General features: G+C 73.2%; 21 protein-coding genes. 6 read left to right on the top strand and 15 right to left on the bottom strand.

Going from position 1 to position 24,485, the window contains the following annotated elements:
- Window positions 1–2 precede the first annotated feature (2 nt).
- From BM165_RS07000 to BM165_RS06975, 6 genes are all read right to left on the bottom strand, one after another.
- The gene (locus tag BM165_RS07000; RefSeq protein WP_075012812.1) at window positions 3–227 is read right to left on the bottom strand and encodes a hypothetical protein; all 225 of its coding nucleotides are present in this window, start codon (window positions 225–227) and stop codon (window positions 3–5) included.
- Window positions 224–1,594, bottom strand: coding sequence for a sugar transferase (locus BM165_RS06995; RefSeq protein WP_244274101.1), 1,371 nt, complete (start codon window positions 1,592–1,594; stop codon window positions 224–226). The genes BM165_RS07000 and BM165_RS06995 overlap by 4 nt, the downstream gene beginning before the upstream one ends.
- Before the next feature lie 253 nt (window positions 1,595–1,847).
- Entirely contained in the window at window positions 1,848–3,353 is a 1,506-nt protein-coding gene (locus tag BM165_RS06990; RefSeq protein WP_075012810.1) for a sugar transferase, read from the bottom strand.
- Between the two features lie 429 nt (window positions 3,354–3,782).
- Complete coding sequence (locus tag BM165_RS06985) at window positions 3,783–4,886, bottom strand: glycosyltransferase (RefSeq protein ID WP_208976675.1); 1,104 nt, start codon at window positions 4,884–4,886, stop codon at window positions 3,783–3,785.
- A 78-nt stretch (window positions 4,887–4,964) separates the two neighbouring features.
- Window positions 4,965–5,852, bottom strand: coding sequence for a glycosyltransferase family 2 protein (locus tag BM165_RS06980; RefSeq protein WP_177225137.1), 888 nt, complete (start codon window positions 5,850–5,852; stop codon window positions 4,965–4,967).
- 74 nt (window positions 5,853–5,926) lie between these two features.
- Window positions 5,927–6,916, bottom strand: coding sequence for a polysaccharide deacetylase family protein (locus BM165_RS06975; protein ID WP_083427140.1), 990 nt, complete (start codon window positions 6,914–6,916; stop codon window positions 5,927–5,929).
- Between the two features lie 44 nt (window positions 6,917–6,960).
- Here BM165_RS06975 and BM165_RS06970 point away from each other — a divergent pair, with 44 nt between their 5' ends.
- Entirely contained in the window at window positions 6,961–9,180 is a 2,220-nt protein-coding gene (locus BM165_RS06970) for a glycosyltransferase (RefSeq protein ID WP_075012806.1), read from the top strand.
- A gap of 37 nt (window positions 9,181–9,217) precedes the next feature.
- Here BM165_RS06970 and BM165_RS24195 read toward each other — a convergent pair whose 3' ends face one another.
- From BM165_RS24195 to BM165_RS06955, 3 genes are all read right to left on the bottom strand, one after another.
- A complete protein-coding gene (locus BM165_RS24195; RefSeq protein ID WP_244274100.1) occupies window positions 9,218–10,321 on the bottom strand; it encodes a glycosyltransferase family 4 protein in 1,104 nt (367 codons plus the stop codon).
- On the bottom strand, window positions 10,318–11,541 hold the full coding sequence (locus tag BM165_RS24190; protein WP_143108068.1) for an oligosaccharide repeat unit polymerase: 1,224 nt from the start codon (window positions 11,539–11,541) through the stop codon (window positions 10,318–10,320). The genes BM165_RS24195 and BM165_RS24190 overlap by 4 nt, the downstream gene beginning before the upstream one ends.
- Window positions 11,542–11,639: 98 nt before the next feature.
- A complete protein-coding gene (locus BM165_RS06955; RefSeq protein ID WP_075012805.1) occupies window positions 11,640–12,296 on the bottom strand; it encodes a hypothetical protein in 657 nt (218 codons plus the stop codon).
- Between the two features lie 594 nt (window positions 12,297–12,890).
- On the opposite strand from BM165_RS06955, the gene BM165_RS06945 reads away from it, so the two are divergent.
- The 3 genes from BM165_RS06945 to BM165_RS06935 all read left to right on the top strand — a co-directional run bounded on the left by BM165_RS06945 (window position 12,891) and on the right by BM165_RS06935 (window position 16,327).
- The gene (locus BM165_RS06945; protein ID WP_143108067.1) at window positions 12,891–14,012 is read left to right on the top strand and encodes an MATE family efflux transporter; all 1,122 of its coding nucleotides are present in this window, start codon (window positions 12,891–12,893) and stop codon (window positions 14,010–14,012) included.
- Window positions 14,013–14,017: 5 nt separating this feature from the next.
- On the top strand, window positions 14,018–14,965 hold the full coding sequence (locus tag BM165_RS06940; protein WP_143108066.1) for a glycosyltransferase family 2 protein: 948 nt from the start codon (window positions 14,018–14,020) through the stop codon (window positions 14,963–14,965).
- Window positions 14,966–15,094: 129 nt separating this feature from the next.
- On the top strand, window positions 15,095–16,327 hold the full coding sequence (locus tag BM165_RS06935; protein ID WP_075012801.1) for a glycosyltransferase family 4 protein: 1,233 nt from the start codon (window positions 15,095–15,097) through the stop codon (window positions 16,325–16,327).
- A 6-nt stretch (window positions 16,328–16,333) separates the two neighbouring features.
- Here the strand turns inward: BM165_RS06935 and BM165_RS24185 are convergent, their stop codons facing one another.
- Window positions 16,334–17,062 carry a methyltransferase domain-containing protein gene (locus tag BM165_RS24185; protein ID WP_143108065.1) on the bottom strand — a complete coding sequence of 243 codons (729 nt, stop codon included), beginning with the start codon at window positions 17,060–17,062 and terminating at the stop codon, window positions 16,334–16,336.
- 23 nt (window positions 17,063–17,085) lie between these two features.
- Between BM165_RS24185 and BM165_RS06925 the strand changes: the two genes are divergently transcribed.
- On the top strand, window positions 17,086–18,171 hold the full coding sequence (locus BM165_RS06925) for a glycosyltransferase (RefSeq protein WP_083427139.1): 1,086 nt from the start codon (window positions 17,086–17,088) through the stop codon (window positions 18,169–18,171).
- Window positions 18,172–18,238: 67 nt separating this feature from the next.
- Here BM165_RS06925 and BM165_RS06920 read toward each other — a convergent pair whose 3' ends face one another.
- The 5 genes from BM165_RS06920 to BM165_RS24675 all read right to left on the bottom strand — a co-directional run bounded on the left by BM165_RS06920 (window position 18,239) and on the right by BM165_RS24675 (window position 23,287).
- On the bottom strand, window positions 18,239–19,120 hold the full coding sequence (locus BM165_RS06920) for a glycosyltransferase (protein WP_075012798.1): 882 nt from the start codon (window positions 19,118–19,120) through the stop codon (window positions 18,239–18,241).
- A 151-nt stretch (window positions 19,121–19,271) separates the two neighbouring features.
- Window positions 19,272–20,399 (bottom strand): right-handed parallel beta-helix repeat-containing protein, encoded by a 1,128-nt coding sequence (locus tag BM165_RS06915; protein WP_177225136.1) that lies wholly within the window; start codon window positions 20,397–20,399, stop codon window positions 19,272–19,274.
- 93 nt (window positions 20,400–20,492) lie between these two features.
- Window positions 20,493–21,686 carry an ABC transporter ATP-binding protein gene (locus BM165_RS06910; protein WP_075012796.1) on the bottom strand — a complete coding sequence of 398 codons (1,194 nt, stop codon included), beginning with the start codon at window positions 21,684–21,686 and terminating at the stop codon, window positions 20,493–20,495.
- A 1-nt stretch (window position 21,687) separates the two neighbouring features.
- Window positions 21,688–22,533, bottom strand: a complete 846-nt coding sequence (locus tag BM165_RS06905; protein ID WP_280140689.1) for an ABC transporter permease — start codon at window positions 22,531–22,533, stop codon at window positions 21,688–21,690.
- A 40-nt stretch (window positions 22,534–22,573) separates the two neighbouring features.
- Entirely contained in the window at window positions 22,574–23,287 is a 714-nt protein-coding gene (locus tag BM165_RS24675) for a TVP38/TMEM64 family protein (protein WP_177225134.1), read from the bottom strand.
- A gap of 147 nt (window positions 23,288–23,434) precedes the next feature.
- On the opposite strand from BM165_RS24675, the gene BM165_RS24670 reads away from it, so the two are divergent.
- Window positions 23,435–24,331 carry a hypothetical protein gene (locus BM165_RS24670; RefSeq protein WP_075012793.1) on the top strand — a complete coding sequence of 299 codons (897 nt, stop codon included), beginning with the start codon at window positions 23,435–23,437 and terminating at the stop codon, window positions 24,329–24,331.
- The last annotated feature ends 154 nt before the right edge of the window (window positions 24,332–24,485 follow it).

The following is a 24,485-nucleotide window of genomic DNA, read 5'->3' as shown; positions in this document are numbered from 1 at the left end:
GATCAGCGCCGCCGCCCCCACAGCAGCCCGGACAGCGAGAGCAACCCGGCGGCCCAGCCGGTGAGCACGAAGACGTCGCCGCGGTGAATTCCGTGCCCGTGGGCGACGCGCAGGAGCACCGGCCCCTCGTTGTGGTACTCCCCGGTCACGAGGAGCACGGCGAAGGCGGTGAGCATCGCGGCCGCCACGACGGCGAACAGCCAGCGGAGGGTGCCGTCCAGGGTCACCCGCCCTGGCGCCGGAGCACCTGTCCCACGGTCTTCAGGACGATCTTGACGTCGAGCCACGGCGACCAGTTCTCGATGTAGTAGTTGTCGAATCGGGCACGGTCCTCGATCGAGGTGTCCCCGCGCAGACCGTGCGACTGCGCCCAGCCGGTGAGCCCCGCCGGCACCCGGTGACGCGCGGTGTACCGCGGGATGTGCGCGGAGAACTGGTCGACGAAGTGCGGCCGCTCCGGCCGCGGGCCGACCAGGCTCATGTCGCCCCGGAGGATGTTCCACAGCTGCGGCAGCTCGTCGAGCGAGGATGCCCGCAGGAACCGGCCCACCGGCCCCAGCCGGTCGTCGTGCTTGATGTTCCACTGCGTCCGCGACTCGCCCTCGTCCACCGGCTTGAGCGACCGAAACTTCAGCACCTGGAACGGGCGTCCGTCCAGCCCGACGCGCTCCTGCCGGAAGATGATCCCGGGGCCTCCCTCGAGGCGGACGGCGAGTGCGCAGGCGGCGAGGACGGGGGTCAGCAGCAGCAGGGACACCGCGGCCACGACCGCGTCGACCAGCCGCTTGGCCCGCCACCAGGGGCTGCGGTAGACCGACCGCCGCCGGCGGACCAGCGGGATCCCCCAGATCTCGTCGGTGTAGCGGTTGGAGTCGTGCAGCTCGAAGAGCCGCGGCACGATGAAGACCTCGACGTCGAGGCGGTCGCAGGTGCGCAGGATGTCGACGAGCTCGTCCTCGTCGACCCCGCCGTAGGCGACGATGACGTCGCGGACGGCCTGCTCCCGGATGACCTGTGCGAGCCGCCCGTACCCGCCGAGCAGTGGCAGCGGCAGCAGAGCCGCGTCGTCCCCCGGCGCGTTGGCGTCGAGGAAGCCGATCGGGTCGAGACCGTAGTTGTGCCGCTCCAGCAGGGTGGCGGCCACGCGCACCCCGACCTGCCCGGCGCCGACGACGAGCGTGCGGTGCCGGACGAATCCGCGGCACCGGGCGGTGTGGACGACGCGGTAGGCCACCATACGGACGACCAGCACGGTCGCCAGCAGGACGACGATGTGCACGACCTGGCGGCCCGGGGGGTCGATGCCCGCGACCACGGAGAACGCCGCCACCTTGAACGTCCAGGCGACGATCACGGCGGCCAGGACATAGGGCAGGTCGTCGAGCAATGAGAGGGTCAGTCGCGACCGGTAGAGGCCGGCGCGCCAGAACACCAGCAGGAGGAACCCCAGCGCGAGGCCGTGCGCGGTCAGCGATCCCGGGAGCGTGATGGCGGTGGCGACGGCGAAGGCCACGACGTCGGCGAGGACCAGGTAGGGCCCGACTCCGCGCCGCAGCCACCAGGGCTCGGACGCCGGCGTGCCGACAGGACGCACCTCCCGCTCGTCCGCGACCCGCAAGCGCACCCTGCGATCAGGAGCCCGCGTCCTCGCACCCGACGCGGCCCCGCCCCCCGTGGCGTCGACCATGGTCCTCCCCCGTCACCGTGCCACGTCGCGGCACGGTCCCGGGGATGGTGCCACCCGGAACACACCCGACACCATTCGGACGACGAATCCCTCAGCCATTGGAGTGTGGCTTCCGGAAGAGGTCACGGAATGGCTGGGATTGGCTACGCGCGGTCGTTGCTCAGTAGGCTCCGGATCCGCGGAGGACGGCGCCCACGGTCTTCCACAGGATCATGGCGTCGAAGGTCAGCGACCAGTTCTCCACGTAGCGGACGTCAAGCCGGACCGCGTCGTCCCAGGACAGGTCCGAGCGGCCGCTGACCTGCCAGAGGCCGGTGATGCCCGGCTTGACCAGCAGCCGCCGGCGCATGTCGAAGCCGTACTGCTTGACCTCGCGGGTGACGTGCGGGCGGGGGCCGACGAGGCTCATGCTCCCGCCGAGGACGTTGAACAGCTGGGGCAGTTCGTCCAGGGAGTAGCGCCGCATGAACGCGCCGATGCGGGTCACCCGGGGGTCGCGGCGCATCTTGAACTGCACCGTGTTGCCCTCGTTCTGGTCGTGCAGGCCGGTCTCGACCTTGTCCGCGTCGACGACCATGCTGCGGAACTTCAGGACCTGGAACGGCCGGCCCTCGCGGCCGATGCGCTCGTGCCGGAAGAACACCGGACCTCGGCTGGTGACCTTGACCAGCACCGCCAGTGTGGCCAGGAGGGGCAGGAGGACCAGGACGCCGAACCCCGCAGCGGTGCGGTCGACGACGTCCTTGACGATCCGGCGCACCCCCGTGAACTCGGGTCGCTCGACGTGCATGAGGGGCAGTCCGGCGACCGGCCGCACGTGCACGCGGGGCCCGGCCACCTCGGTCACCGCGGGGGCCAGCAGCAGCTCGGCCTCGGTGTCCTCCAGGTCCCAGCCGAGCTTGCGCAGTCGTGCGCCGTCGAGTTCGGGGGACGGCAGGACGGCCACGGTGTCGATCTCGTAGCGGCGCACGACGTCGGCGACCTCCTCGAGGCCGCCCAGGACCGGCAGGCCGTCGAAGACGTCGCGGTCGCCGGCCGAGATGGGCAGGCAGCAGCCGATGACGCGGTAGCCGTGCCGGGCGTCGCGCTCCATCTGGGCGCTGAGGGCCGCGACGCCACTGCGGTGACCGACCAGCACGGCGGTCTGCACGTGGCGACCGCCGGTGCGCTCGGCGCGCAGACGCAGCCGCAGGACCAGGCGGGCGGCCAGGGTCAGGACGGTGGCCAGCGGCAGCGCGACCACGACGAAGCTGCGCGCGACCTCGAGCTTGAACGCCCAGGACACCGTGCCGACCGTGGCGAGGAGGAGCGCGGCGGCGGAGAAGACCCGCCGGAACTCCTCGGGACCGACCCAGAGGTAGCGCTGCTCGTAGGCGCGGGCGACCAACATCGCGCCCAGCCACACGAACGGCAGGGCGACGACGAGGGAGACGCTCGCTGCCCGTCCCATGAGGGGCCCACCCTCGGGGACGAGTGACCCGACGCCAGCGGCGACGAGAGCGGCCAGGCCGTCCAGGAGGACGAGGTGCTGCACGTAGGACCGCCGCCAGGCGCGTCGGGCGGCCGTCCCCTCCCCGCGGAGTCGAGGGGCGAGCCACAGCCAGTTGCGACCGATGGCGTCGGGCGTGGCGTGGTCGTTCCGTTCGCGGACGTCGAGCAGTGCCATGGATGGAACCCCCGTGAATGTGCCGGCCCGTGACCGACTGCCCCGTGTGCGCCGGGACGTCGTCGACCGGCGCGGGTCAACCCTAACCGGACCCGGAGCGGAACGAAAGTGCACAACCTTTTGATCACCGCGCGGGTGAACGTTCAACTACCCAGCGTCGATTGTCCATTCCGTGGCGTCATGTGCCGTTGCCACGGGACGGGCAACGTCCCGTGGCTTCGCCGGGTCACGACAGGCCCCGCGGTGACACCCAGTCAACGCAGGAAGACCCTCCGCAACCGGGACGGCCACAGGTGACTCATGAGGACGGCATTGATCGACGCCGATCCGAGGACGTGCAGGTCGTGCCAGCCGCGTGGCGCGAGTCCGGGACCTGGTCGGCCCGACCGGCTTGCCGCCTCCTCCGCGTGCGCCGGGTACGCCCGCGCCTCACCCGACCCCGTCGCCCTGCACCCCGTCCGGCACCACCAGGCGATACGCCTCGCGGACGCGGCGGCTGGTCACGGCGAGGTCGTGGGAGGACTCGACCGCCCGCCGACCGGCCCGACCCTCTCGCTCGGCCAGCGCGGGGTCCTCCAGCCGGACCGCCAGGGCCAGCGCGAGTGCCCGCGGGTCCTCCCGGTCGACGACGGCTCCTGCTCCGCCCAACGCAGCCCGCGCGCCTGCGACGTCGGCGGAGACCACCGGCCGTCCGAGTGCCATGGCCTCCATCGCCACCAGCGAGAGGCCGGCTTCCCAGCGGCTCGGCAGCGCGACGACGTCGGCGGCGGTCAACCACGGACGGACGTCGCTGCGGGCCCCGGCGAAGACCACCTGCTCCCCGGCACGTGCGCGCAGATCCGCCGCGTCCGGGCCGTCACCGACGAGCACCGTCTGCACCTCGGGCACCCGGCCACGCAGTTCCGGCAGGCAGTCGAGCAGCACGTCCTGCCCCTTCTGCCGCGCGAGCCGCCCGACGCAGACGACGGTCGGTCGGTCCGCCAGGCCCAGCTCGCGCCGCGCACGGCTCCGATCGGCCGGCCCGGTCACCCGGTACCGGCCGAGGTCGATGCCGTTGGGGAGGATGATCGTCCGTGCACGGACGCCCGCGTGCTCCCCGCGTTGCCGCTCGTCGTCGCTGACGCACACGAGGAGGTCGGTCCACCGCGCGGCGAAGCGTTCCCACGCCCGGGCCATCCGGGCGACGGGCCCCTCGGCTGCCTCGAAGGACCACGCGTGCGGCTGAAAGACGGTGGGCCGCCCGCCCCGGAGCGCCACGCGCCCGATCAGACCCGCCTTGGCGCTGTGCAGGTGCACGAGGTCGGGGGCGAACTCACCGATCAGCCGGCGGAGCCGTACGACCTCGCGGGGGACGGTCGGCCCCGGCTCCCGGGAGGCCTGCCAGGGCAGGTGGAGGACCTGCAGGTCGGCCAACCACCCGGGGAGGTCGCCCTCCGGAGGGGCGGCGACGGCGACCTGCCACCCGCAGGCCGCCTGGTCGGCCACGAGGTCGCGTACGACGACCGGAACGCCCGCGACCGTCGGCTGGGTCACGTGGAGGACTCGCACGGCACTCCAGACTGTGTGGTGGCGGATTCCCGACGCTCGGTGCGCGGGGATGCTAATGGCCGGTCAGCCACCGCCCTGCCGGACCACGAGCCGGCGGGCGAGGGACGGCCACCTGGCAGCCAGGTGCAGGACGGCCCGGCGCCGGCTGCTCAGCGAGCCCCGGCCCAGCACCTCGCGTGCCTCGGCGGGCCGGGCGTGACCGTGCTGCAGGCGCCATGCCCAGTGGGCGAACGCGACGTCGGCCAGGGAGCTCGCCGCGATCGCTCGGTCGTGCTCGTCGAGCCCCGGGTTGGCGAGGATCATCTCCGCCACCCTCTCGCGTCCGGCGAGCACGCGTCGGGTGTCCGCGGTCTGCTGGCCACCCCACCTGCGGTAGCGATACAGGGGCAGCGGCACCAGCCCTGCGGCGGCGCCGCGGAGGAACATCCGGACGTAGCACTCCCAGTCGGGGCCGTAGCGGAGCGCTTCGTCGAAGCCCCCGGCGTCGAGGAACGGCCGGCGGAGGATGGCAGGCGCCGGCAGGAAGTTCCACCGCAGGATCTCGGCCCGCTGTCCGTCGACCGGGAAGTGGTCGCCGAGGGACCAGTCCGATCCCCCGGCGCCCGGGCCGAAGTCCTCCCAAGTCGTCGTCATCAGGTGCAGGTCGGCTCGGCGCTCCGCCAGCCAGGCCAGGGCCTCCACGCGCTCAGGGGCCATCTCGTCGTCGCCGTCGAGGATGACCACCAGATCGGAGCGCGAAGCCTGGATCGCCGTGTTCTTCGCGGCGCCCTCACCACCCTGCACCGGCCGCCGCACGAGACGGATCCGGTCCTCGTACGGCGCGACGGCGGCCGCGACGTCGTCCTCGGAGGCGTCGTCGCAGACGACGACCTCGTCAGGCTTCCGGGTCTGCCGGAAGACGGACTCGAGGGCAGCGGGCAGGTACGGGGCGACGTTGTGGGCGGTGATCACGACGCCGACCGTCAGCGGTCGCGGCGGATCGAGCCAGGGGCCTGAAGGCGCCAGGACGGGCCAGTCCCTCCCGGTCACCGTGGCCGCCACGCCGTCACGGCACGGTGCAGGTGGTCCACCGTCCACCGCCCGACGGTGATGCGGGGGAGGGCGTGCCGGTCGGCGCCCTCGACCGGGCCGGCGACGTTCACGAACGCCGCGTCGTAGCCGGCCGCGCGGGCCTGGCGGGCGTTGCGGCGGGCGACCGTCCCCGGTGCGCCGTAGGGATAGGCCAGCAGCGTGGGCCGCACCCCGAGCAGCGTCTCCAGGGAAGCGCGACTCCCCTCGAGTTCCGCACGGCTCCGCGCACGGGAGAGCGTCGCCAGCGAGGCGTGCGAGCAGGTGTGCGAGCCGATGTCGAACAGGGGGTCACGCCCGAGTTCGCGGACCTGTGGCGCCGTCATCCGGCGGTGCCGATCGCACGGCACCGCCCGGCGCCACACGTCCTCGAGTCGCGAGACCACCTCTCGGACTCCCTCGGGAGGGCGCCGGTGCAGCGCCGCGGTGAGCGCTGCGTAGGAGTGGCTCCGCGCCGCAGGGCCACTCGTGTCCAGGAGGACGCGACGCCTCCCGACGCGGAGGACCAGGGACGCCGGACCGGGGCCGTCGTCCAGGAGGAGGTGCTCCAGCCGGTCCCACCAGTACTCCTCGGGCGAGCCCGCAGGGGCGCTGCCGTCGAGTGCGTCCGCCACGATGAAGAAGGTGGCCGGGAGGCCCAGTTCGCGCAGGACCGGAGCAGCCTGTTCCAGGTTGTCCAGGTAGCCGTCGTCCAAGGTGATGGCGACGGTCGGTCGTTCCCGTGGACGACGGATGTCCGTCGCGGACACCACCTCGAACCACTCCCCCAGCGCCGTCATGTGCTGCCGGAAGAGGGACGGGGGCACCACCATGCCGCCGGGGTCAGGCGAGGGGTCGTCGGAGATCCGGTGGTAGAGCAGGACGACGTCCCGGCCGCGCGGACGAAACCGTCGCGGCCACACCGGGCGCCGGGCCCAGACATCCCCCAGATAGGTCAGACGGCTCATCTCGCCGTGGCGGGCAACCGGACTGCCGTGGTTAGCATCGCCGCGTGGGCGGACGTGACGACCCCCGGGGGTCGCCGCCGGGCCATCCGGAGCAGGGCTTCCTCTACTCGGTCGCCATCGCCTGTCACAACGCGGCACCCTACGTCGCCGACGCCGTCCGCTCGGCCATGACACAGGATCCCCCACCGGCGGAGATCGTGGTCTGCGACGACGGGTCGACGGACGGGTCGGCGGAGGTTCTCCGGGGCCTCGGGAACGCCGTCCGCGTCGTGCGGCACGAGAGGAACCGCGGTGAGGCCGCGGCGAAGAACGCCGCCGTGGCCGCCACCACCAGCCCGTGGGTCGCCCTGCTGGACGCCGACGACGAGATGCTGCCGGGACGCATGGCCGCCGTCCGGGACCTGATCGCCTCGGATCCCGACCTCGCCATCGTCACCACCGACGCCGTGCTCGTCCACGACGGGGTCGAACTGGGGAACTGGTACAGCGCCCACTACCCGTTCGCGGCCACCGACCAACGCCGCGTCCTGCTGGAGCGGAACTTCGTCTTCGGCAACGTGGTGGTGCGTCGGGACGCGTTCACGGTCGCCGGCGGCTTCGACCCGACCATCGCGCACGCGACCGACTGGGACCTGTGGATCCGCATGGTCCACAGCGGCTCACGGGTGGGCTGCGTCGACCGTCCGCTGGCGCGCTACCGGATCCACGAATCGAGCCTGAGCTCGGACAGGGCGGCGATGAGTGCCTCCACCGCCGCCCTGCTGAGACGGACCGTCCGACGACTCGACCTGACCGTCGAGGAGGTCGACACCGCCTCGACGACCGCGGCCGAGCAGGACCGGATCGCCACCCGCTACCGCCTGAAGCAGGCTCTGGCCCGCCCGGCAGCGCCGGTCCGTCGCCTCGCGCTGGCCGTCGCCCGGGATCGTGCGCAGCCGAGGCGGTCCCGCCTGCTGGCCGCGGGGACACTCCTGCTGCCGGGCGTCGCACGGGCCGCGGAGCGCCGTCGGACGGCGACGTGGTGGGAGGGTCCGGGCGGGATGCGCCTCCCCCGCCGTCGGCGACGTGTCCTGGTCACACTCCCCGACCGTCCGTGGCCCACCGACGGCGGCAAGAGGACACGGTCGGCCACCACCCTCCGGGCCCTCGCCGCCCTCCCTGACGTCGACCTCGATGTCCTGGTGCTCTTCGCCGGTCCGCCCGTGGAGCACCCCCTGCCTCCCGGCGTGCGGGCACAGCGGTGCCTCCAGGTGGATGCCGGGCCCCGGCCGCGACCGGTCGCGGCGGTGGTCCTGCTGGTGCGACGGGTGCCGTGGCACATCGCCGTCCGCCGGTGGGACCTCGCCCGCGCCGCGGTCCGCAACCTCGGCCGGGCGCCCTACGACCTGGTGTGGTTCGGCTCGACCGACCACGCGGTGAGCCTGTCCCGCACCGTCCGGAGCCGCCGGACCGTGGTCGACATGGACGACGTCGAGTCGCCCAAGATCGCCGGTTTCCTGGCTCTACCGCCGGACAGCCCGACCCTGCGCCCCCGGCTCCGGGTGCAGCGCCGCGTCGAGCTCCCTCTCTGGCGGCGTCTGGAGCGGCGGGTGCTCCGTCGGTCCGACGCCGTGGTGGTGTGCAGCGAGTTGGATCGCCAGCGACTCGGCAGCGGCCCGGTAGAGGTCGTCCCCAACACCTACGCCGGCCCGGTCCCGTCCCACGCGGCGTGGACGCCGCCGCCCGTCCCGACCTTCGTGCTCGTCGGGACCTACTGGTACCCCCCGAACGTGGACGCGGCCGTGCACATGGCCACGCGGGTCATGCCGCACCTGCTCCGGAGCACACCGACTGCGAAGGTGCGGCTGGTCGGCCGGGGCGGCCTGGATCTGCTCGGTGACGTCGAGGGACTGCCGGGTGTCGAGGTCGTCGGCGACGTGGCCGACGTCGCCCCCGAGCTGCACTCGGCGACGGCGGCGGTCGTGCCGGTCCGGTTCGGAGGCGGCACGCGTGTCAAGATCCTCGAGGCCTTCGCCCTGGGGGTGCCGGTCATCAGCACCTCGCTGGGCTGCGAGGGGCTCGACGCCGTGGACGGTGTCCACCTCCTGGTCGCCGACACCCCTGAGCAGTTCGCCGCTGCCTGCGCCCGGCTGGCCGCGGACCCGGCCGAGGGCCGCCGGCTGGGGGAGGCGGGGTGCCGCCTCTTCGCGGCCCGCTACTCGCCGGCCGAGGTGACCTCCGCGGTCAGCGTGCTCGCGGAGCGGGTGCTCGGCACACCGGCATAGCCCACCCCTCGGCGGCGGCCGGTGGGCTCCGCTCACGTCAGGCGCGCCGGGCCACCGCCGTCCGTGCTGCCGCCACGGTCTCCGCGGCCACCTCGTCCCAGCCCCGCACGGCCACCGCTGCTCCCGCCGTGCGACCGGCGCGGAGGGCGGTGGTGATGGCCGAAGCCCAGCCGTCGGCGTCGTCGTCGGGCAGGTGCTCGGCGGAGTCGCCGCTGACCTCGACCAGCGCGGGGTCGAGCGAGGTGATCAGCGGGGCTCCGAAGGACCGCGCCTCGATGGCCGGCAGCCCGAACCCCTCGAGCCTGCTCGGGCACAGCACGACTCCCGCGTTCTCGTAGCACCAGCGCAGCTGTGCGTCGCTGAGGTGCCCGAGGATCTGGATGGCGCCGCTCGCGACCGACGCCGAGCCGTGCGTCCCCAGCTCCGACGGTCCCCAGCTCGGCGGCCCGACGACCGCCAGCGTGGCCCCGGGACGCTCGGCGGCCACGCGGGACCAGAGGTCGACCACGAGTCCGAGGTTCTTGCGCGGGGAGGTGTCGCCCACCACGAGGGCGAACTCGCGGTCGAGCAGGGCCCCGACCGGCTCGGGCCGGGCCGTCCGCAGCCCGTTGGACATGGCGAGCGGGACGGCGACCGTCCTGCCGGTCACTGCGGGCACGAACCGCTCCACGCTCTGCTGGGTGGCGCGACTGACGCACAGGAGGGTGTCCGCCTGGCGGATGGAGGCCAGGTAGGGCCTCGTCAGGAGGGTGCGCTTGAGGAGCCCGAAGTCGCGCGGGCGCTGGAGGGGCAGCATGTCGTGGACGGTGAGGACACGAGTGCCGCTCCCCCAGCGCGGCAGGATGTGCTTCGTGCCGTGCACGACGTCGAACCGGCGCCGGGCGGGCAGCTGCGCGAGCCCGAGTCGTTCCAGCGTCGAGCGGGCCGGGACGGGGACGTCGGGCACCGTCACGACCCGGTCGGGCGAGCCCAGCAGCTCGGCGAAGAAGGGGCGGGCCGATGCCGTGGCCAGTACGGACAGCTCGACGTCGGGTCGGGCGTGCAGTGCCCGGGCCAGCTCGACCGTGTAGCGGATGATGCCGCCACCCGCTCCCGACGGGGGCACGTGCGTTGCCAGCAGGAGCCAGGAGAGTGGGTTCACCTCGGTCCCCTCGTGGACGTGGAACGCCGGGCCAGCCAGGCGATGACCAGCAAAGCGACGAAGGACGGCAGGACCCGACCCTGTCCCCAGTACAGGTACCGGGGCATCTCGAGGAGGCCGGTCAGCGCCACCGGGTACACGAGGGAGGCCCAGAACTCGCCGTCCCGCCACCGCAGGTAGGCGATGCCCAGCGCCAGACCGACGACGAAGAAGAACACCAGCCCGCCGGCCGTGCCGTAGTCGACGAAGGGGATCGACAGCCCACCGGGGCTGTTGAACTCGGGGGTGCCGTACTGCTGCAGGAGGTAGGCGTAGTCGTCGGGTTCGTACCGCCCTGTCAGGCGTCCGTAGAGGTCCCACTGAGAGATCCCGGGCGCGGTCCAGAAGGCCTCGATGCTGCCGTAGGGGAGCCGCACGTCGCTCCCCAGGCCGTACGTGAGAGCGATCTGGCCGTTGTTGTAAGCGGTGGCGTAGTAGCCGGCCAGCCGGTCGATGACGAACTGCAGAAAGGACCCGCCGCGCTGCTGCGAGTAGAAGACCCAGCTCCGGGAGTACTCGAAGATGCCGAAGACAGCGATCGCACCGGGTACCAGGACGAAGGGTGCCGCCGAGCTCAGCCGGCGCCCGGCTCCCCCGCGGCGAGCCGCGTGCATGGCGAGGATCCCGACCGCCGGGATGGCGAGCTCCAGGATGGCCAGCCGCTCCGTCAGGAAGAACGCGCGCATGAGCGCGAGCACGACGACGACCACGAGCCGGCGGGCCACGTAGCGGTTGGACTCCCTGGTCAGGAGGGTGACGGCCACGACCACGTAGGCGATGCCGAGCTGCGTCAGCGTGGTGATCCCGGCGATGGGGGCGAATTGCGTCCGGAGGGTCGAGTCGAAGGCGTCCTGCGACGTCAGGGCGTCGAGGAGGTCGGCGGGCCGTGCACCCCGGGACGCACCCACGGCGGCGAGGGCGACGTAGCCGACGATCGTCAGCCGGTACAGCACCACGCAGCACCGGCGCAGGAAGCCGGTGTCCACCGCAGCGGCGGGCGACGCCGCGTGGCGTCCACGGCCTCCGCTGAGGAGGAGCGGCAGCATGCCACCGATCGCGAAGAGCAGGGCCCCGGCAGCGAACAGCAGCAGGGTGTCGTGCGTCAGCGACTTCGCCGTGCCCCACGACTCGCGGAAGTAGGAGTCGTCGAGCTGCCATGCGATCAGGAGCGTGACGGGCACGGTCAGGGCGGCCGCACCGGCCGGCGACAACCACCACACGCCGGTCGACAGCGCACTCCCCCGGGACCGTGAGGGAGTGCGCTGTACCGCACTCGTCGTCACTCCGTCCTGGTCCTCTGGATGAGCAGAGCGAGCGCGATCCCCACCACTGTCCCCAGCAGCAGCCCGAGCAGGGTCGCCTGCACCACTGCGCCTGCGCCCCCCACGGTCGTCGCGCGCGGGGAGCCGACGACCTGGGTGTACTCCTGGTCGCCCGAGCGCAGGAGCACGACTTGGCTGCGGGACGCCAGCAGTCGCGAGTATTCGGTCGCAGTGGCGGTGGCGAGCGCGCTGTCGTCATCCGCACTCAGCCTGCCTTGGAGGTCCACGATCTCCGCCTCGATCCCAGCGAGCAGCGCATCGACCTGTGCGGTCACGGCGGCACGCCTCTGCTGGTCGTACTGCTCGATGACTGCGGTCGAGGCGTCGCGCGCCGCTTCCTCCGTTCCGGCCTGGACCTGCAACTCCACGACGTCGGTCGCCCCGACCTGTTGTGCCGTCAGCATCAACTCGTCCCCGAGGCCCAGCCCCTCGGCCACGCTGTCACGGATGTCGGCGCCGGTGAGGATGAGGATCTGCGTCTGGATGAAACGGTCCTTGGCGTCAGGGCTGGTGGTGGCCTGCTCACCGGGCAGGACGGGGTCTTGGACGAAGGACAGCCTCGTGATGGCAGTCGGCGCCTCAGGGTCGCTCAGGGAGACGATAAAGCCGATCAAGCCACCGAGGAGAGCGCCGACGAGTGCAAGTGTTAGCCCACGGCGCTGACTACGAGGTCTCCGTGCCACTGCACCCCCGGCTGCTCGGCCACGCCGACGCTCCTGCGCGGCATCCGAGGCCCCGGAGTCGTCGGTGGCCAGCGCTCCCGGTGACTTCGATCCGGGGTGTACCGTCACGCGCCTGCTCCCTCGGAGGTCCGTCGTCGCGAATGTGGCGAAACCGCAGCGTAAGGTGCCAACCCGCCACCAGCCTCCCGAGGTCCTCCTCAGGAGTCACTGGAGGACCGTCCGCGCGAAGGCCCTGGACGAGGTGGAGGAGATGCTGACGATCGTCCCACCGGGCTCGTCGGGAGCTGGTCCCGTGCCTGCTCCCGCGTACCCGGCCGCCGCACCGCGCGACTTGACGGGTGCCCGCCGCTCGGCTCCCTCGTCCCCCCGGCGGTCGCCGGACGGGACGGACGGCGTCATCCCCGGCAGTCTGGCCCGCGGCGTGGTGGACCGACTCGAGCCAGGGGGGGACACCTGAGCGCGACGCCACCGCAGACGCGCTTCGCGCGCGTGCTGGACCGGGCCTGGCTCGCTCTGCCGCAGGTCGTGTCCCGTCTCACCTCGGTCGTCGTGTTCGCCCTGGTCGCGCAGCGCGTCGACTCCGGTTCCCTCGGCGCGTTCTCCGTGGCCACGGTGATCTCCTCGGCGTCGCTCGCGCTCGCGCCCGCGCTCGTGGGCAAGCCCCTAGCCAACCTGGTCGCTCGCGGTGCCGTCGTGCAGGAGGCACCGTTCGCCCAGTCGGCCGCGGTCGCTGGGAGCGTCCTCGCGGGCAGCGGCCTCCTCGTCGCGGCGCTGGTCAGCGAAGGGCTCGTCCGTCTCACGCTGCTGGGTGCCGCCATCGGTGTCCCGGCGGTCATGATCGTGGAGAGCAGCTTCTGGCGGGACGTGTTCACCGGCGGCAGTCGTCGCGCCGGCGGGCTGCTCAGCCTGGCGTACGCGGTGCAGGCGCTCGGGGTCGTGACGGCCGTCCTCACCCTCAACTCACGGGCCGTGGTGCTGTCCCCGTTCGTCACCCTCCTCGCCGTCGGCACGGTGATCCTCTTGGTACGCCGCGGGCTCACCGCCAGGGGCGCCTGGATCTGGTTCCGCCACCGCCGGTCGTCGTGGCTGCCCTACGTGCTCGGAGTCGCCGCGACCGTGGCGTTGGTCCAGGCCATCCCCGTCGTGATCACCGCGACCGCCGGTTTCGGGTCCGCGAGCGTGTACCGGGCCGGGGAGCTGGCCTTCGGGGGGACCAACCTCCTGATCGGCATCGCCACGCAGAGCCTCCTCGCCCGGGGCACGAGCAGGCCCCGGGCGACCTACGCGAGGTTCACCGCCGCGCTGTTGGTCGTGGCCGTCCTGAACGGGCTCGTCCTGGCCCTGCTCCCCGACGCGTTGCTCCGCGCCCTCGTGGGCCCTGCCGAACCCCTCCTCCGGGAGGTCCTGCTCATCGTCACCGTCCAGCGGTGCGCGCTCGCGGTGAGCTCCATCGGCGGGGTGCTCCTCGTGACCTTGGTGTCCGCACGGCGCTCCGGACTGCTCGACGTCGTCGCCGCCAGCGTCTCATTCACCTCCCTAGTCATCGGCAGCGTGCTGTACGACCTGCGCGGAGCCCTCGGGGGCCTGGCCGCAGCGGAGGTCCTGTTGTCGGGGATGTACTTCCTCCTCCTGCGGAAGAGGACGTGAGTCAGATGAGCACACCCATACGTCCGCGCATGGGACTGGCGATCACCACCGTGGGACGCCCGGCCCTCCACCGCCTTCTCGAGTCGGTGGCGGACTCGACCCTGCTCCCCCGGGTGGTCACAGTGGCCAACCAGAGCGGTCGCGACCTGCAGCTGGGGACGTCCGGACTGCCGTTCGACGTCCGGGTGGTCGACAGCACGGGGGGCGCCAGCAGGGGGCGCAACGACGCGGTCGCGGCCATGGGATCGTCGGTCGACGTCATCGGGTTCCCGAACGACGACAGCACCTATCCCCGGACCTGTCTCGAGCAGGTCGCGGACGTCTTCGGCGCCGGACCCGGTGTCGAAGGCCTTGCGTGCTCGCTCGTCGAGAGCGGCCGCCCCCGCTTCGTCCTCCCGGATGACTGTGCGCTCGACCGCTACTCCGTCTGGCGGGCGATCGAGCCGGCGATGTTCCTCCGCCGGGAGACCTTCGAGGACGTCGGCGGGTTCCGCGAGGACCTCGGCACCGGGTGCCGGACGCCGTGGCAGTCGGGAGAGGGGACCGACCTGCTCCTGCGGGTCATCGAGCAGGGCGGCGTCGTGTCCAGCCGTCCGGACATCGCCGTCATCGGCCAGGGGGAACGCCGGGACCTGGACACGCCGTCCCTGCTGGCCAAGCACCGCGGCTACGCCCGAGGGACCGGGTACGTGTACCGGATCCACCCCTACCCGTCCTGGGTCAGGGCTCGCATCCTGGCCGCCCCCTGGCTCAGGCTGCGCCGGCTCGACCCGTCACCCCGACTCGCGGCGCGACTCGCCCTCGCACGGTCCGTGGGCCGCGCCGAGGGGCTGGCCGGCCGGACCTTGTCCGCGCGAGAGCGGACGTGGCTGCCGACGGCGTCCTCCGCCGCACCGGTGCGCGACCCCGACGGCGGGCACGGGTCCCCTGGGGGCCGCGGCCCGGACCGTTGACGGAGCCTCTCCCCGAGGCGGACGCGGTCGGCCTCCGCGGGCGCCGGTGCACCGGATCAGGGGAGCGCGAGCATCGACGGTGAGGACCGTGGGCACTGCCTACACCAGTACCCGGGAACTGGAGGTGACGTGTTCGATCCCCGCGCCATCGGCGATCTGCCCGACGTCCTGCTGCGAGCGGACGGGTTCCCCGGCAATCGTCGGCCGCGCCTGGTCGCCACCGGCTACGGCGGTTCGGTACGGACGTCGTTCAGCGGATCGAGTGCCTACCTGGCCGAGGCGGGTATCGAGAACGGCTCACTCGACGGGGCGTTCACGCTCTACTCGACCCGGAGACCAGACCGGGTGCTCCAGGCCCAGGGGGCGCTGTGGAAGGCCCGGCGGCTCCTGCGCCGAGAGGCCATCGGCGGATTCAAGTTCTCGGCGGAGTTCAGTGCCCACCTGTGGCGCCGCCACCTCCCATCGCTCGCGGGCACGGATGTCATCAGCAACTTCCAGCTCTTCTCAGAGCGATTCCTGCGACAGCGTGAGTCACACGGGATCGGCGCGTACCTCTACCTCGACGCCACGTTGCACGACTACCTGGAGGGATACCGGGAGTTCGACGTCGCAGGCGTCGACCCGTCCACCGCCGACCGGGTCTTCGCCCTCGAACGCGACGGCTACCAGCGAGCCGACGGGATCGCGGTCATGAGCAGCCAGACAGCGGAGACGCTGACGTCCCATTACGAGGTCCCCGCCGACCGGGTCAGGCTCGTGCTGCCCGGCGCCAACATGAGTGACGAGATGGCCGAGCGGGTCATCGAGGCGCGCGCCACCCGTGCGGCCACGGACGAGTGCGTCGTCGGCTTCATCGGCGTCTACCCGGAGCGCAAGGGGCTGCCGAGACTCGCCTCGGCCATCGGGGCGTTGCGGCGGGAGGGTGTGCCGGTCCGGCTGCTCGTCGTCGGCCGCTGTCCCGAGGAGATCGCGGTCATGGACGGTGTCGAGGCGCTGGGGTTCATCAGCAAGACCGCGGAGCCCGGGGCGTTCGTCGCCGCCCTCGCCCGGATGGACCTCGGTTGCCTCCTGTCGACCGCGGAGATGTCCGGGATCGCCGTCCTGGAGTTCATCCGGTGCGGCATCCCCGTCCTCGCCACGGCCGTGGGTGGGATCCCCGACAACCTGCGCGGCGGCGGGGGGATCAGCGTGCCCGGCGACGCGTCGGCCACGGACGTCGCCGCGGCCATCGGCAGGTTCATCGACGACGGGGACGAGCGGCGCCGGCTGGAGGCGGAGGCCCAGGCGCGCAGCGGCTCGGTGCGCTGGCACGCCGCAGCCGCGGCTCTCGGGGAGATGGTCGCCGAGGAGGGCACGCCCTGACCGGACCTACCGACCGGTGGGGCCCCCGCCGACGGCCGGCCGCCGGACGACCGCCGTGACCAGCAGCGGGTAGGCGGGGTCGTCCCCGTCCAGCACCCCGGCCGGCAGTTCCTCCACCGCCGCCCCCAAGAGGAACGCACGGCAGGCCAGCAGGTTGCCCCGTGCCCGCACCTCGGCGTCGCCGCCCGCCCTGGCGACCAGCTCCCGGAAGCCGAGGGCCGTCCACCGCCACCGGTCCTGGTCCCCGGCCAGCCGGCTGAGGGAGGGGACCGTGACGAGAGCGGCGCCTCCCGGGCGGAGGGCAGCCAGCAGGTTGGCGAGCGCGGCCACCGGGTCCGGCACCAGCTGCAGTGTCTGGGTCACGACGGCGGCGTCGAACTCCTGCTCAGGGAGCGTGTCCCTGTCGCAGAGGTCGCCCACGATGGTAGCCAGTGGGTTGGCCGGGTCGATGTCCAGGACCTCCACACGCGCCGCCCCAAGCACGGAGGCGTACAGGTCCTCCTTGACCTCGAGGACGCGACCGTGCACGAGGTCACGGTGCTCGTGGAGGAACTCCTCGATGAGGTGACGGTCGACCGCTGTCCCCCGCTCGAAGCCCCACTCCGAGAGCGGGTCGGTCCTGCGGGTGCTGCTCCAGCGCAGCCGGAACGACAGCTGGCGGGCCAGCGCGGAGCGGGAGGCGACTGCACCGGTCGCTCGCCGGCGGAGGCTGCGCAACGCAGCGGTGGGCGCCATGCATGGCACACTAACCTCACGACGTGCCTGGTCAGGAAGACGTCTCACCCCGGCGAACGGGCTACCGGCTCTGTGTCGTGACCGATGCCCGGGAGTTCGGCGGGGCGGAGCGGTTCCTGGCCAACCTGCTGGGCGCGCTGCCCGGCGACGTCGCCGTCACCGTGCTCGCGACGTCGCCCGTGGTCCTCGCCCGGGTGGCCGACGCGCGGCCGGGCACCTCGGCGGAGCTGGTGGAGGACCGGGCGGGGCCCTTCCGGCGCGCGCTCCGACGCGCGGCGCCCGACGTCGTGCACCTCAACCTCATCGCCTTCCCGAGCTGCCGTCGCGCGGCCGCGGCAGCGGTGTCGCTCGGGCTGCCGTTCGTCCTCGTCGACCACCTGCCCAACCCCGGGCTGACCTGGCGCGGCCGAGCCGTGCAGCGGCTGCTGACCCGGTCGAGCGCGGCCCGGGTCGCGGTCGGCAGGACGGCCGCCCGGGACGTGGAGCGGTACGGGGGACTGCGGCCCGGGACCGTGCAGGTCATCCCGAACGGCGTGCCCGACCCCGGCTGCGGGGTACTCGACCGCCGCACGTCACGGCTGGTCCTCGGGACGCTCGGTCGCCTGGAACCCCAGAAGGGCGTCGACGTCCTGCTGCGGGCCCTGGTCGCCGTGCCGGACGCCGAGCTGGTGGTCGCTGGGGACGGGAGCCAACGGACCGCGCTGGAGGACCTGGCCGCCGAGCTGGGCGTGGCCGGGAGGGTCCGCTTCCTCGGCGCGGTGGACTCCCCGTGTGCGCTCCTGGGCTCCGTCCACGCCCTCGTCCAGCCCTCCCGGTGGGAGGCGATGCCGCTGGCCGTGCTGGAGGCGATGCACTGCGGCGTGCCCGTTGTCGCGACCAACGTGGGCGACCTCGGTGACGTCGTGCAGGACGGGCGGACGGGCTTCGTGGTCGCCGCGGAGGACCCAGTAGTGCTGGCGGCGGCGTGCCGAGACCTGGCCGACCCGCTCGTCCGTGAGCGCCTCGGGCACAACGCGCGGGTCCGGGCGCGGGAGTCCTACTCGGTGGCGGCCATGGCCGCCTCGTACGACGCGGCCTACCGCCGGGCCGCCGCGCGTCGGCTGCGGTGACGACGTCCGCCTCGGCCCTGCGCCGCACCAGCGGTCCGGCGGGAGGGGCCGCGCCGCTCCGAGCGCTTCAGGCGGAGCGTCGTCGTCCGCGTCCCCGGGACCCGATGAGCGGCCCCAGCTCAGTGTGCCCGTACCTGTGACGAGCCCGGGCGAGGCGGAGGCTGTACAGGGCCACCACGGCGCTCTCGTACCAACGTCGCCGCGACAGCGCCCACGCACACCACCTGAGCCTGGTCGCGCTGCTGAGCATCCAGGGCTTCCGTGGGCCGACGAAGTGGAGGACGTGGACCCCGTTCTCGCCGGACCACGAGACGCCGAGATGCCTGAGGTGGTAGTCCAGGTAGTCGGTGAACATGTTGTAGACGTCGGGCAGCCGGAGGTCCGGGGTGTGCCTCCACTCCGGATGAGCCTCGGTGATGACGTCCTGGTCGCCCACCCCCAGAGCCCCTTCCAGCACCAACCTCCGGTGGGCCGTGTCGGAGACCAGGTCGGGCAGCCGGGAGTAGGACTCCGGATCCGGTTCGACGACCATCAGGCCCGAGTTCAGGGTCGACCAGTCCTCGTTGCCGGGTATCCGCGCCCCGGCTGCGACCGCGGACATGTGGGGTCGCTCGAAGAGGTGGTCGATGTTCTTCACGACGAGCATGTCGCTGTCGACGTAGACGACCTTCGAGAACTGCGTCAGGGAGAACACGCAGAGCTTCTCCAGTGTCCTCGTCCAGTGGCTCCGGCCGTTGTCGGCGTTGACGGCCTGGACCTCCTCGGGGAGCTCGACGTCCAGGCGGACGGGGAGGCAGCTGATCCCCGCCGAGCGGAGCGCCGCCACCACCAGCGGCCTGACCGCCGTCCCGACCAGGACGTACAACGGATAGCGGGACCTCACCTGCACCAGCGAGTCGTGCAGGACGACCGCGCCGGGCAGGTACTGCTCGGAGCTCAGGACGGTCACGTACGCCCTCGAGCCAGACCGTGACCGATTGCTCCGACCCACCGCGGATTCCTCTCCTCGGGTCCCGTCCACCGCGCCCCGGTCCCAATGACCGTCGCGCGCTGATCGTGCAGCACGGACGAGGAAGCGGCCGCTCGTCCTCCGTGCGGCGCTACGGGACGACGTCCGGGATTGCGATCCCGTTGACCGTCCAGCCCGTCCGCGTGCAGCAGTCGGCGGGGACACCCGCGGCGGCGAACGCCGTGCCGGCGCTCGTCACGCCGACGTCCACCAGCGCCAGCTCCCGGATCCGCGCACCGGGCTCGGCGACGACGCCCACCTCCCACGGCGCATCCTCGCGGGTCGCCTCCACCACGAGCCCCGAGACGAGGACGTCGCTGGGGGGCTGGTCGGGGCGGCCCGCGTAGACGAGGACGGCACCGTGGCCGACCGAGGGATCCTGGTTGCCGCCCTCGATCCGGACCCTCCTGACGACGACCTCCCGGGGCGCGTAGGTGTCGTAGGGCGCCCCCTCGGAGGCGATGTACAGGCCCGCGGCACTGGTCCGTTCGACGAGCGCGTCCTCGATCGTGACCTGCTCCCCACCGACGACGCTGATCCCGCGGCCCCAGGTGTTGTCCCGCACCGTGACGTCCTGGACGTGGACCCGCCGGACCGGTGTCCCGTCCGCGAGGTAGGACACGACCGCGACGCCGTCGTCCCCCGTCCCCACGGCCACGACCCCGCGCACCACGCCGTCGTGGGAGCCCCCCGTCACGTGCACCCCGTCGGCGCGGGTGTCCTGGACACGGACGTCCTCGACGAGGAACTCCGTTGCTCCGGGGCCGACGTAGACGCCGGCCGCGGCGGACCCCTCGATCGTGACGCCCCGGACGACCACGCCGGTGTGCCCTGCCACGCGGAGCTTCATCTGCTCGTAGGCGTCCCAGCGACGGCTGGTGCCCCGCATCGCCAGCGTGATGCCGTCGACGACCACGTCGTTCGCCTCGACGACGACCGAGGACCGGGCTTCCTCGACCGCCACGAGGGAGCCCCCGCCGGTGAGGCGCACCCCCGGCACCCGGACCCTCAGGACGTCGGAGTGCACGAAGGACCTCCCCTCGGGCAGGACGAGCGTGTCCCCCGGGTGCAGCCCGTCCAGCGCCCGCTGCAGGGCACGGGTGTCGTCAGTCCGCCCGTCACCCACGGCACCGGAGTCGGCGGGGGTGGCGTGCTGCTCACCCGTGCCACCACCGAGGACGGCGAGCGCGACAGTGAGCAGGACGGCGAGGAGGACCACGCAGCCAGGTTCCCCGCACCCGGTCCGCGCGACCACCTGCCATGCCGGGGTCGCATCGGGAGAGGCCCTCCCGTGCCCGACGGCCGGGGACGCTCAGCCGCCCGCCGGTGACACGGACATCGGCAGCTCCTGGACGAGGATCCGCCCCGGACGCCCGTGGTCGCTCCCGAACAAGGTGAACGACGTCGTCACCGGTTCGTCGAGGAGGTCGGTGTGGGCCGTGCCGACCCAGACGCCCACCGTGAACTCCCCGACGTTGAGGATGGGCGGCACCATCAGCGTCACGCACCATCGGCCGGCCGTGATGCGCGGGGGGCCCTGGTCGCTCAGCGCCTGGTCCAGGACCCGCACACCGGTGGCCGTGGTGACGAACAGCGCCAGGTCCAGACCGGGCACGTCCTCGTCGACGGTGAGGTCGACCTCGATGCGCAGCGGCTCGTCGCGCACCAGCGCGGTCTCCGCCGCGCTCACCGCCGAGCGGACCCCGACCCCGTGGAGCGTGATCGGTCCGCGGCTGACCAGTGGCCCGGATCCGGGCTGCGGGGCGGTACCCGATGCGAGGTAGTCGCGCACCAGCTCCCTGGTGCCCCCCGCGGACCGGACCTGTCCACGGTCCAGCCAGAGGGAACGCCGGCACAGGGAGGTGAGGGCGTCGAGGTCGTGGCTGACGAAGACGATCGTGCGCCCCTCGCTGCCCGCCTCCTCCATCCGGCCGAGGCACTTGCGCTGGAACTCAGCGTCCCCGACCGCGAGCACCTCGTCGACCACCAGCACGTCCGGCTCGAGGTGCGCCGCGACGGCGAAGGCCAGGCGCAGGTACATGCCGCTGGAGTAGCGCTTCACGGGGGTGTCGAGGAACCGCTCCACGCCCGAGAACTCGACGATGTCGTCGAAGGCGCGGGTGATGTCGCGGCGGGACATGCCCAGGATGGCGCCGTTGAGGTAGACGTTCTCCCGCCCGGTCAGCTCCTGGTGGAATCCCGTCCCGACTTCCAGGAGCGCCGCGACCCGGCCCCGGGTCCTGGACACGCCTGCGGTCGGCGACGTGATGCCCGCCATGATCTTCAGCACCGTGCTCTTCCCGGCCCCGTTGCGGCCGAGGATGCCGAGCGTCTCGCCGTCGGCCACCGAGAAGCTGACGTCCCGCAGCGACCAGAGTTCCCGCTGCGCGTCTCCCCCGTCCCGGGTGACCAGGCGCTTCGCGGCGGCCACCAGCGCCTCCCGGGCGTTGGCCCGCTCACCGAGGACGTAGCGCTTGCTGACGCCCTCGAACTGCACGCGGTCCACGTCAGATCACGTCCGCGAAGGACCGCTGCGCCCGACCGAAGTAGCGGATCCCGGTCACGAGGACCACCGCGGCCGAGGCGGCCGACACCGCGAGCGACCACCCGGGCCAGGGGGTACCCGTCAGCGCGAACCGGCCGAACTCGATCGGGCCGACCATCGGGTTGAGCGCGTAGACCGCCTGTTGCCAGCCGGTGAGCGATCCCGTGCCGTAGGCCACCGGACTGGCGAACAGCCACAGTTGCAGCAGGGGGGTGACCGCGTGCTGGACGTCCCGGTACCGGACGTTGAGCGCCGACACCCACAGCGCGACGCCGGCCGCCGTCAGGACCAGCATCAGCAGCCATGCAGGCACCAGGAGGAGGCGGACGCCGGCGAAGATCCCATAGTACGTCGCCAGCACACCGACGAGCAGCAGCGACACGCCCAGGTCGACGCCCGGGGGCAGCAACGACGACGCGGGAGCGGCGATCCGGGGGAAGTAGACCTTGGTCACCAGGTTGACGTTCGAGGCGAGGACCGTGCTGGCCGACACGACGGTGCTCGAGAAGTAGGTCCAGGTGACCATGCCGACCAGGGCGAACAGGGGATACGGGATCCCCTGACTCGAGACCCCCGCGAGCCGGCTGAAGACGAGGGTGAAGACCGTGACGCTGGCGATCGGCTGCGCAAGGACCCACACGACACCCAGGGCCGCCTGCCGATAGCGAAGTCGCAGGTCCTTCAGGGCGAAGTACCCGACCAGCTCCCGCGCCCTCCAGAGGGCCGTCCACGGGCTTTCTCGTGAGACACCACGGGAGGTGTTCTCGTTCCACGTCGCCGGGTCCCCGTTCACACGCACGCCCGCCATCATGCGACGTCCGCGACCGGTCGACCCGCCTGCGCCCGGGTCACCTCACCTGCCCGGGTGCCCACGCGGCGGTGTCGGGCGGCCGTTGCGGGTCCTCCCCGGGCTCCCCCGCCGGCCGCCGGCGCCACCACAGCAGGACGGCGGCCCCGACCACGGCCGCCAACAGGAGACCGATCCGCAACGGCGAACCGGCCCGTGCGGCCCACTCCGTCAGCCCCGGCACCGACGCGCCGGCGCCGACCTGCAGCACCGTGCTGGGCAGCAGCCCGAGCGCCGTCGCCGCCGCGTAGGGCCCGGGCGGCACCGTGCTCAGCCCCGCCGCGTGGCTGAGCACGCTGAACGGCACCACGGGCAGCAGCCGCCCGGCGAGCACCGCGGCGAACCCGCGCTCGGCCAGCACCCGGTCGGCGGTGGCCAGCCGCCGCCCGGCCAGCCGGACCACCGCGTCGCGGCCCAGCGCCCGGGACAGGGCGAACGCGACCAGCCCGCCGAGCAGGCCCCCGGCGAGCGCGACCGCCAGCCCGGTCCCGAAGCCCAGGACGACGCCGAGCAGCACCGACAGCGCCGTCCGCGGCACCGGGCCGACCAGCGCCACGCCCACCCCCGCCGCGAGCACCAGCAGCCCGGGGCCCCCGGCGCCGTCGGTCCAGGCGCGCACCGCAGCGACGTCGGGCAGGTCGGCGGTCAGCGCCAGGACGGCGGCCCCGAGGAGGACGGCGACGAGCACCCCTGCCCGTACCCACGTCCCCCGCACGGCTCCATGGTCACCCACCGCACGCACCGCAGACGTCGACCGGCCTGCGGAGGCGGCGCGTGGCGCGTTGACCGCCCCGGGTGCCGCCACGGATCCTGGCCGCCTGACGACGGGACCGCTCCGTCGCGGCAGGACGGGGAACGCGGCATGAGCGACCGGTACGGCGTGCGACCCGGCGGGGAGCCGGCGCCGGCACCCGCCCGCCCCGGCCCCGCGCTCGGCGCCGCGGTCCTCGCGTTCGTGCAGGCCGGCCTGCTCCTCGCGCTGGTCGTCGTCGTCATCGTCGCCGCCCTGGTCGGCCTGTCCCCGGGCGGTGGCGTCGGCGTCGCCGCCCTGGTGTGCCTGGCCGTCTGCTCCCTGGCCGGCCTCGACCTGCTCGGCGGGCTCCTCCTCCTGCGCGGGGGCGGCCGCACGGTCCTGCTGGTCACCGGGCTGGTCGAGGCCGCGCTGGTCGGCCTGCTGCTGCTCGTCGCCGTCGTCGACGTCGCCGTCCGGCGGTCGGCCGACCCCGTGGCCGACCTCGTCGGGGTGCTGGTCCTGATGACCCTGCTGGCGCTCCCGGTCGTGCGCCTGGTGCTGGCGGCCCGGCCCGCCGTCGCCGGCTGGCTCGCCGCCCGGCGGCCGCCGGTCCCGCCGCCGGTGTGGTCGCCGCAGGCCGGCTGGGTGAGTTCGGCAGCCCCTGCGCAGGCCGTCCCGACCGGGCTGCTCACCGCGGCCCTGGCTCCGGTCGCCGTCCTGGCGGTGGTCGCCACGGTGACACTGGCGCTCATCGAGGGGTCCGTGCTGATCACCGACGGGCCGGCCGCGGGGTACAGCGGCACCGGGGTGCCGACGGAGCCACCGGCACCTGGGGACCGCGGCCACGACCCACAGTTCGCCGGCCTGGCCGCCGACTGCCGCGACGGCGACATGACGGCGTGCGACGACCTCTTCTGGGACACGCCGGTCGGCGACCCCTACGAGACCTACGGCTCCACCTGCGGTGGCCGGCTCGACGACGGGACCTCCGGCGGGTGCGTCGCCGTCTTCGGCCCGACCGACTGACCCGAGCGGCGACGGGCGGTCAGGAGGCGCAGGGCCGCTCCTCGGCCTCCGGCTCCCCGCGCTCCTGCCCGCGGGCCTCCCGGCCGCGGCGGTTCTCCCGGCGATCCGCCGTCCGGAGCGCCCTGCCGAGGAGGACGCCCAGGAACACCGCCAG

The sequence above is a fragment of the Geodermatophilus obscurus genome, from assembly GCF_900115395.1.
Classification (GTDB): domain Bacteria; phylum Actinomycetota; class Actinomycetes; order Mycobacteriales; family Geodermatophilaceae; genus Geodermatophilus; species Geodermatophilus obscurus_B.
Note: the sequence above shows the minus strand (reverse complement) of the source record. Positions and strands in the feature narration are given on the sequence as shown.

What these genes read in the sequence shown, in the direction of transcription:
- BM165_RS06990 (WP_075012810.1), bottom strand. Translation starts at nt 3,353, where the DNA reads ATGGCACTGCTCGACGTCCGCGAACGGAACGACCACGCCACGCCCGAC.
- BM165_RS06975 (WP_083427140.1), bottom strand. Translation starts at nt 6,916, where the DNA reads ATGAGCCGTCTGACCTATCTGGGGGATGTCTGGGCCCGGCGCCCGGTG.
- BM165_RS06940 (WP_143108066.1), top strand. Translation starts at nt 14,018, where the DNA reads ATGAGCACACCCATACGTCCGCGCATGGGACTGGCGATCACCACCGTG.
- BM165_RS24185 (WP_143108065.1), bottom strand. Translation starts at nt 17,062, where the DNA reads ATGGCGCCCACCGCTGCGTTGCGCAGCCTCCGCCGGCGAGCGACCGGT.
- BM165_RS06905 (WP_280140689.1), bottom strand. Translation starts at nt 22,533, where the DNA reads ATGGCGGGCGTGCGTGTGAACGGGGACCCGGCGACGTGGAACGAGAAC.
- BM165_RS24670 (WP_075012793.1), top strand. Translation starts at nt 23,435, where the DNA reads ATGAGCGACCGGTACGGCGTGCGACCCGGCGGGGAGCCGGCGCCGGCA.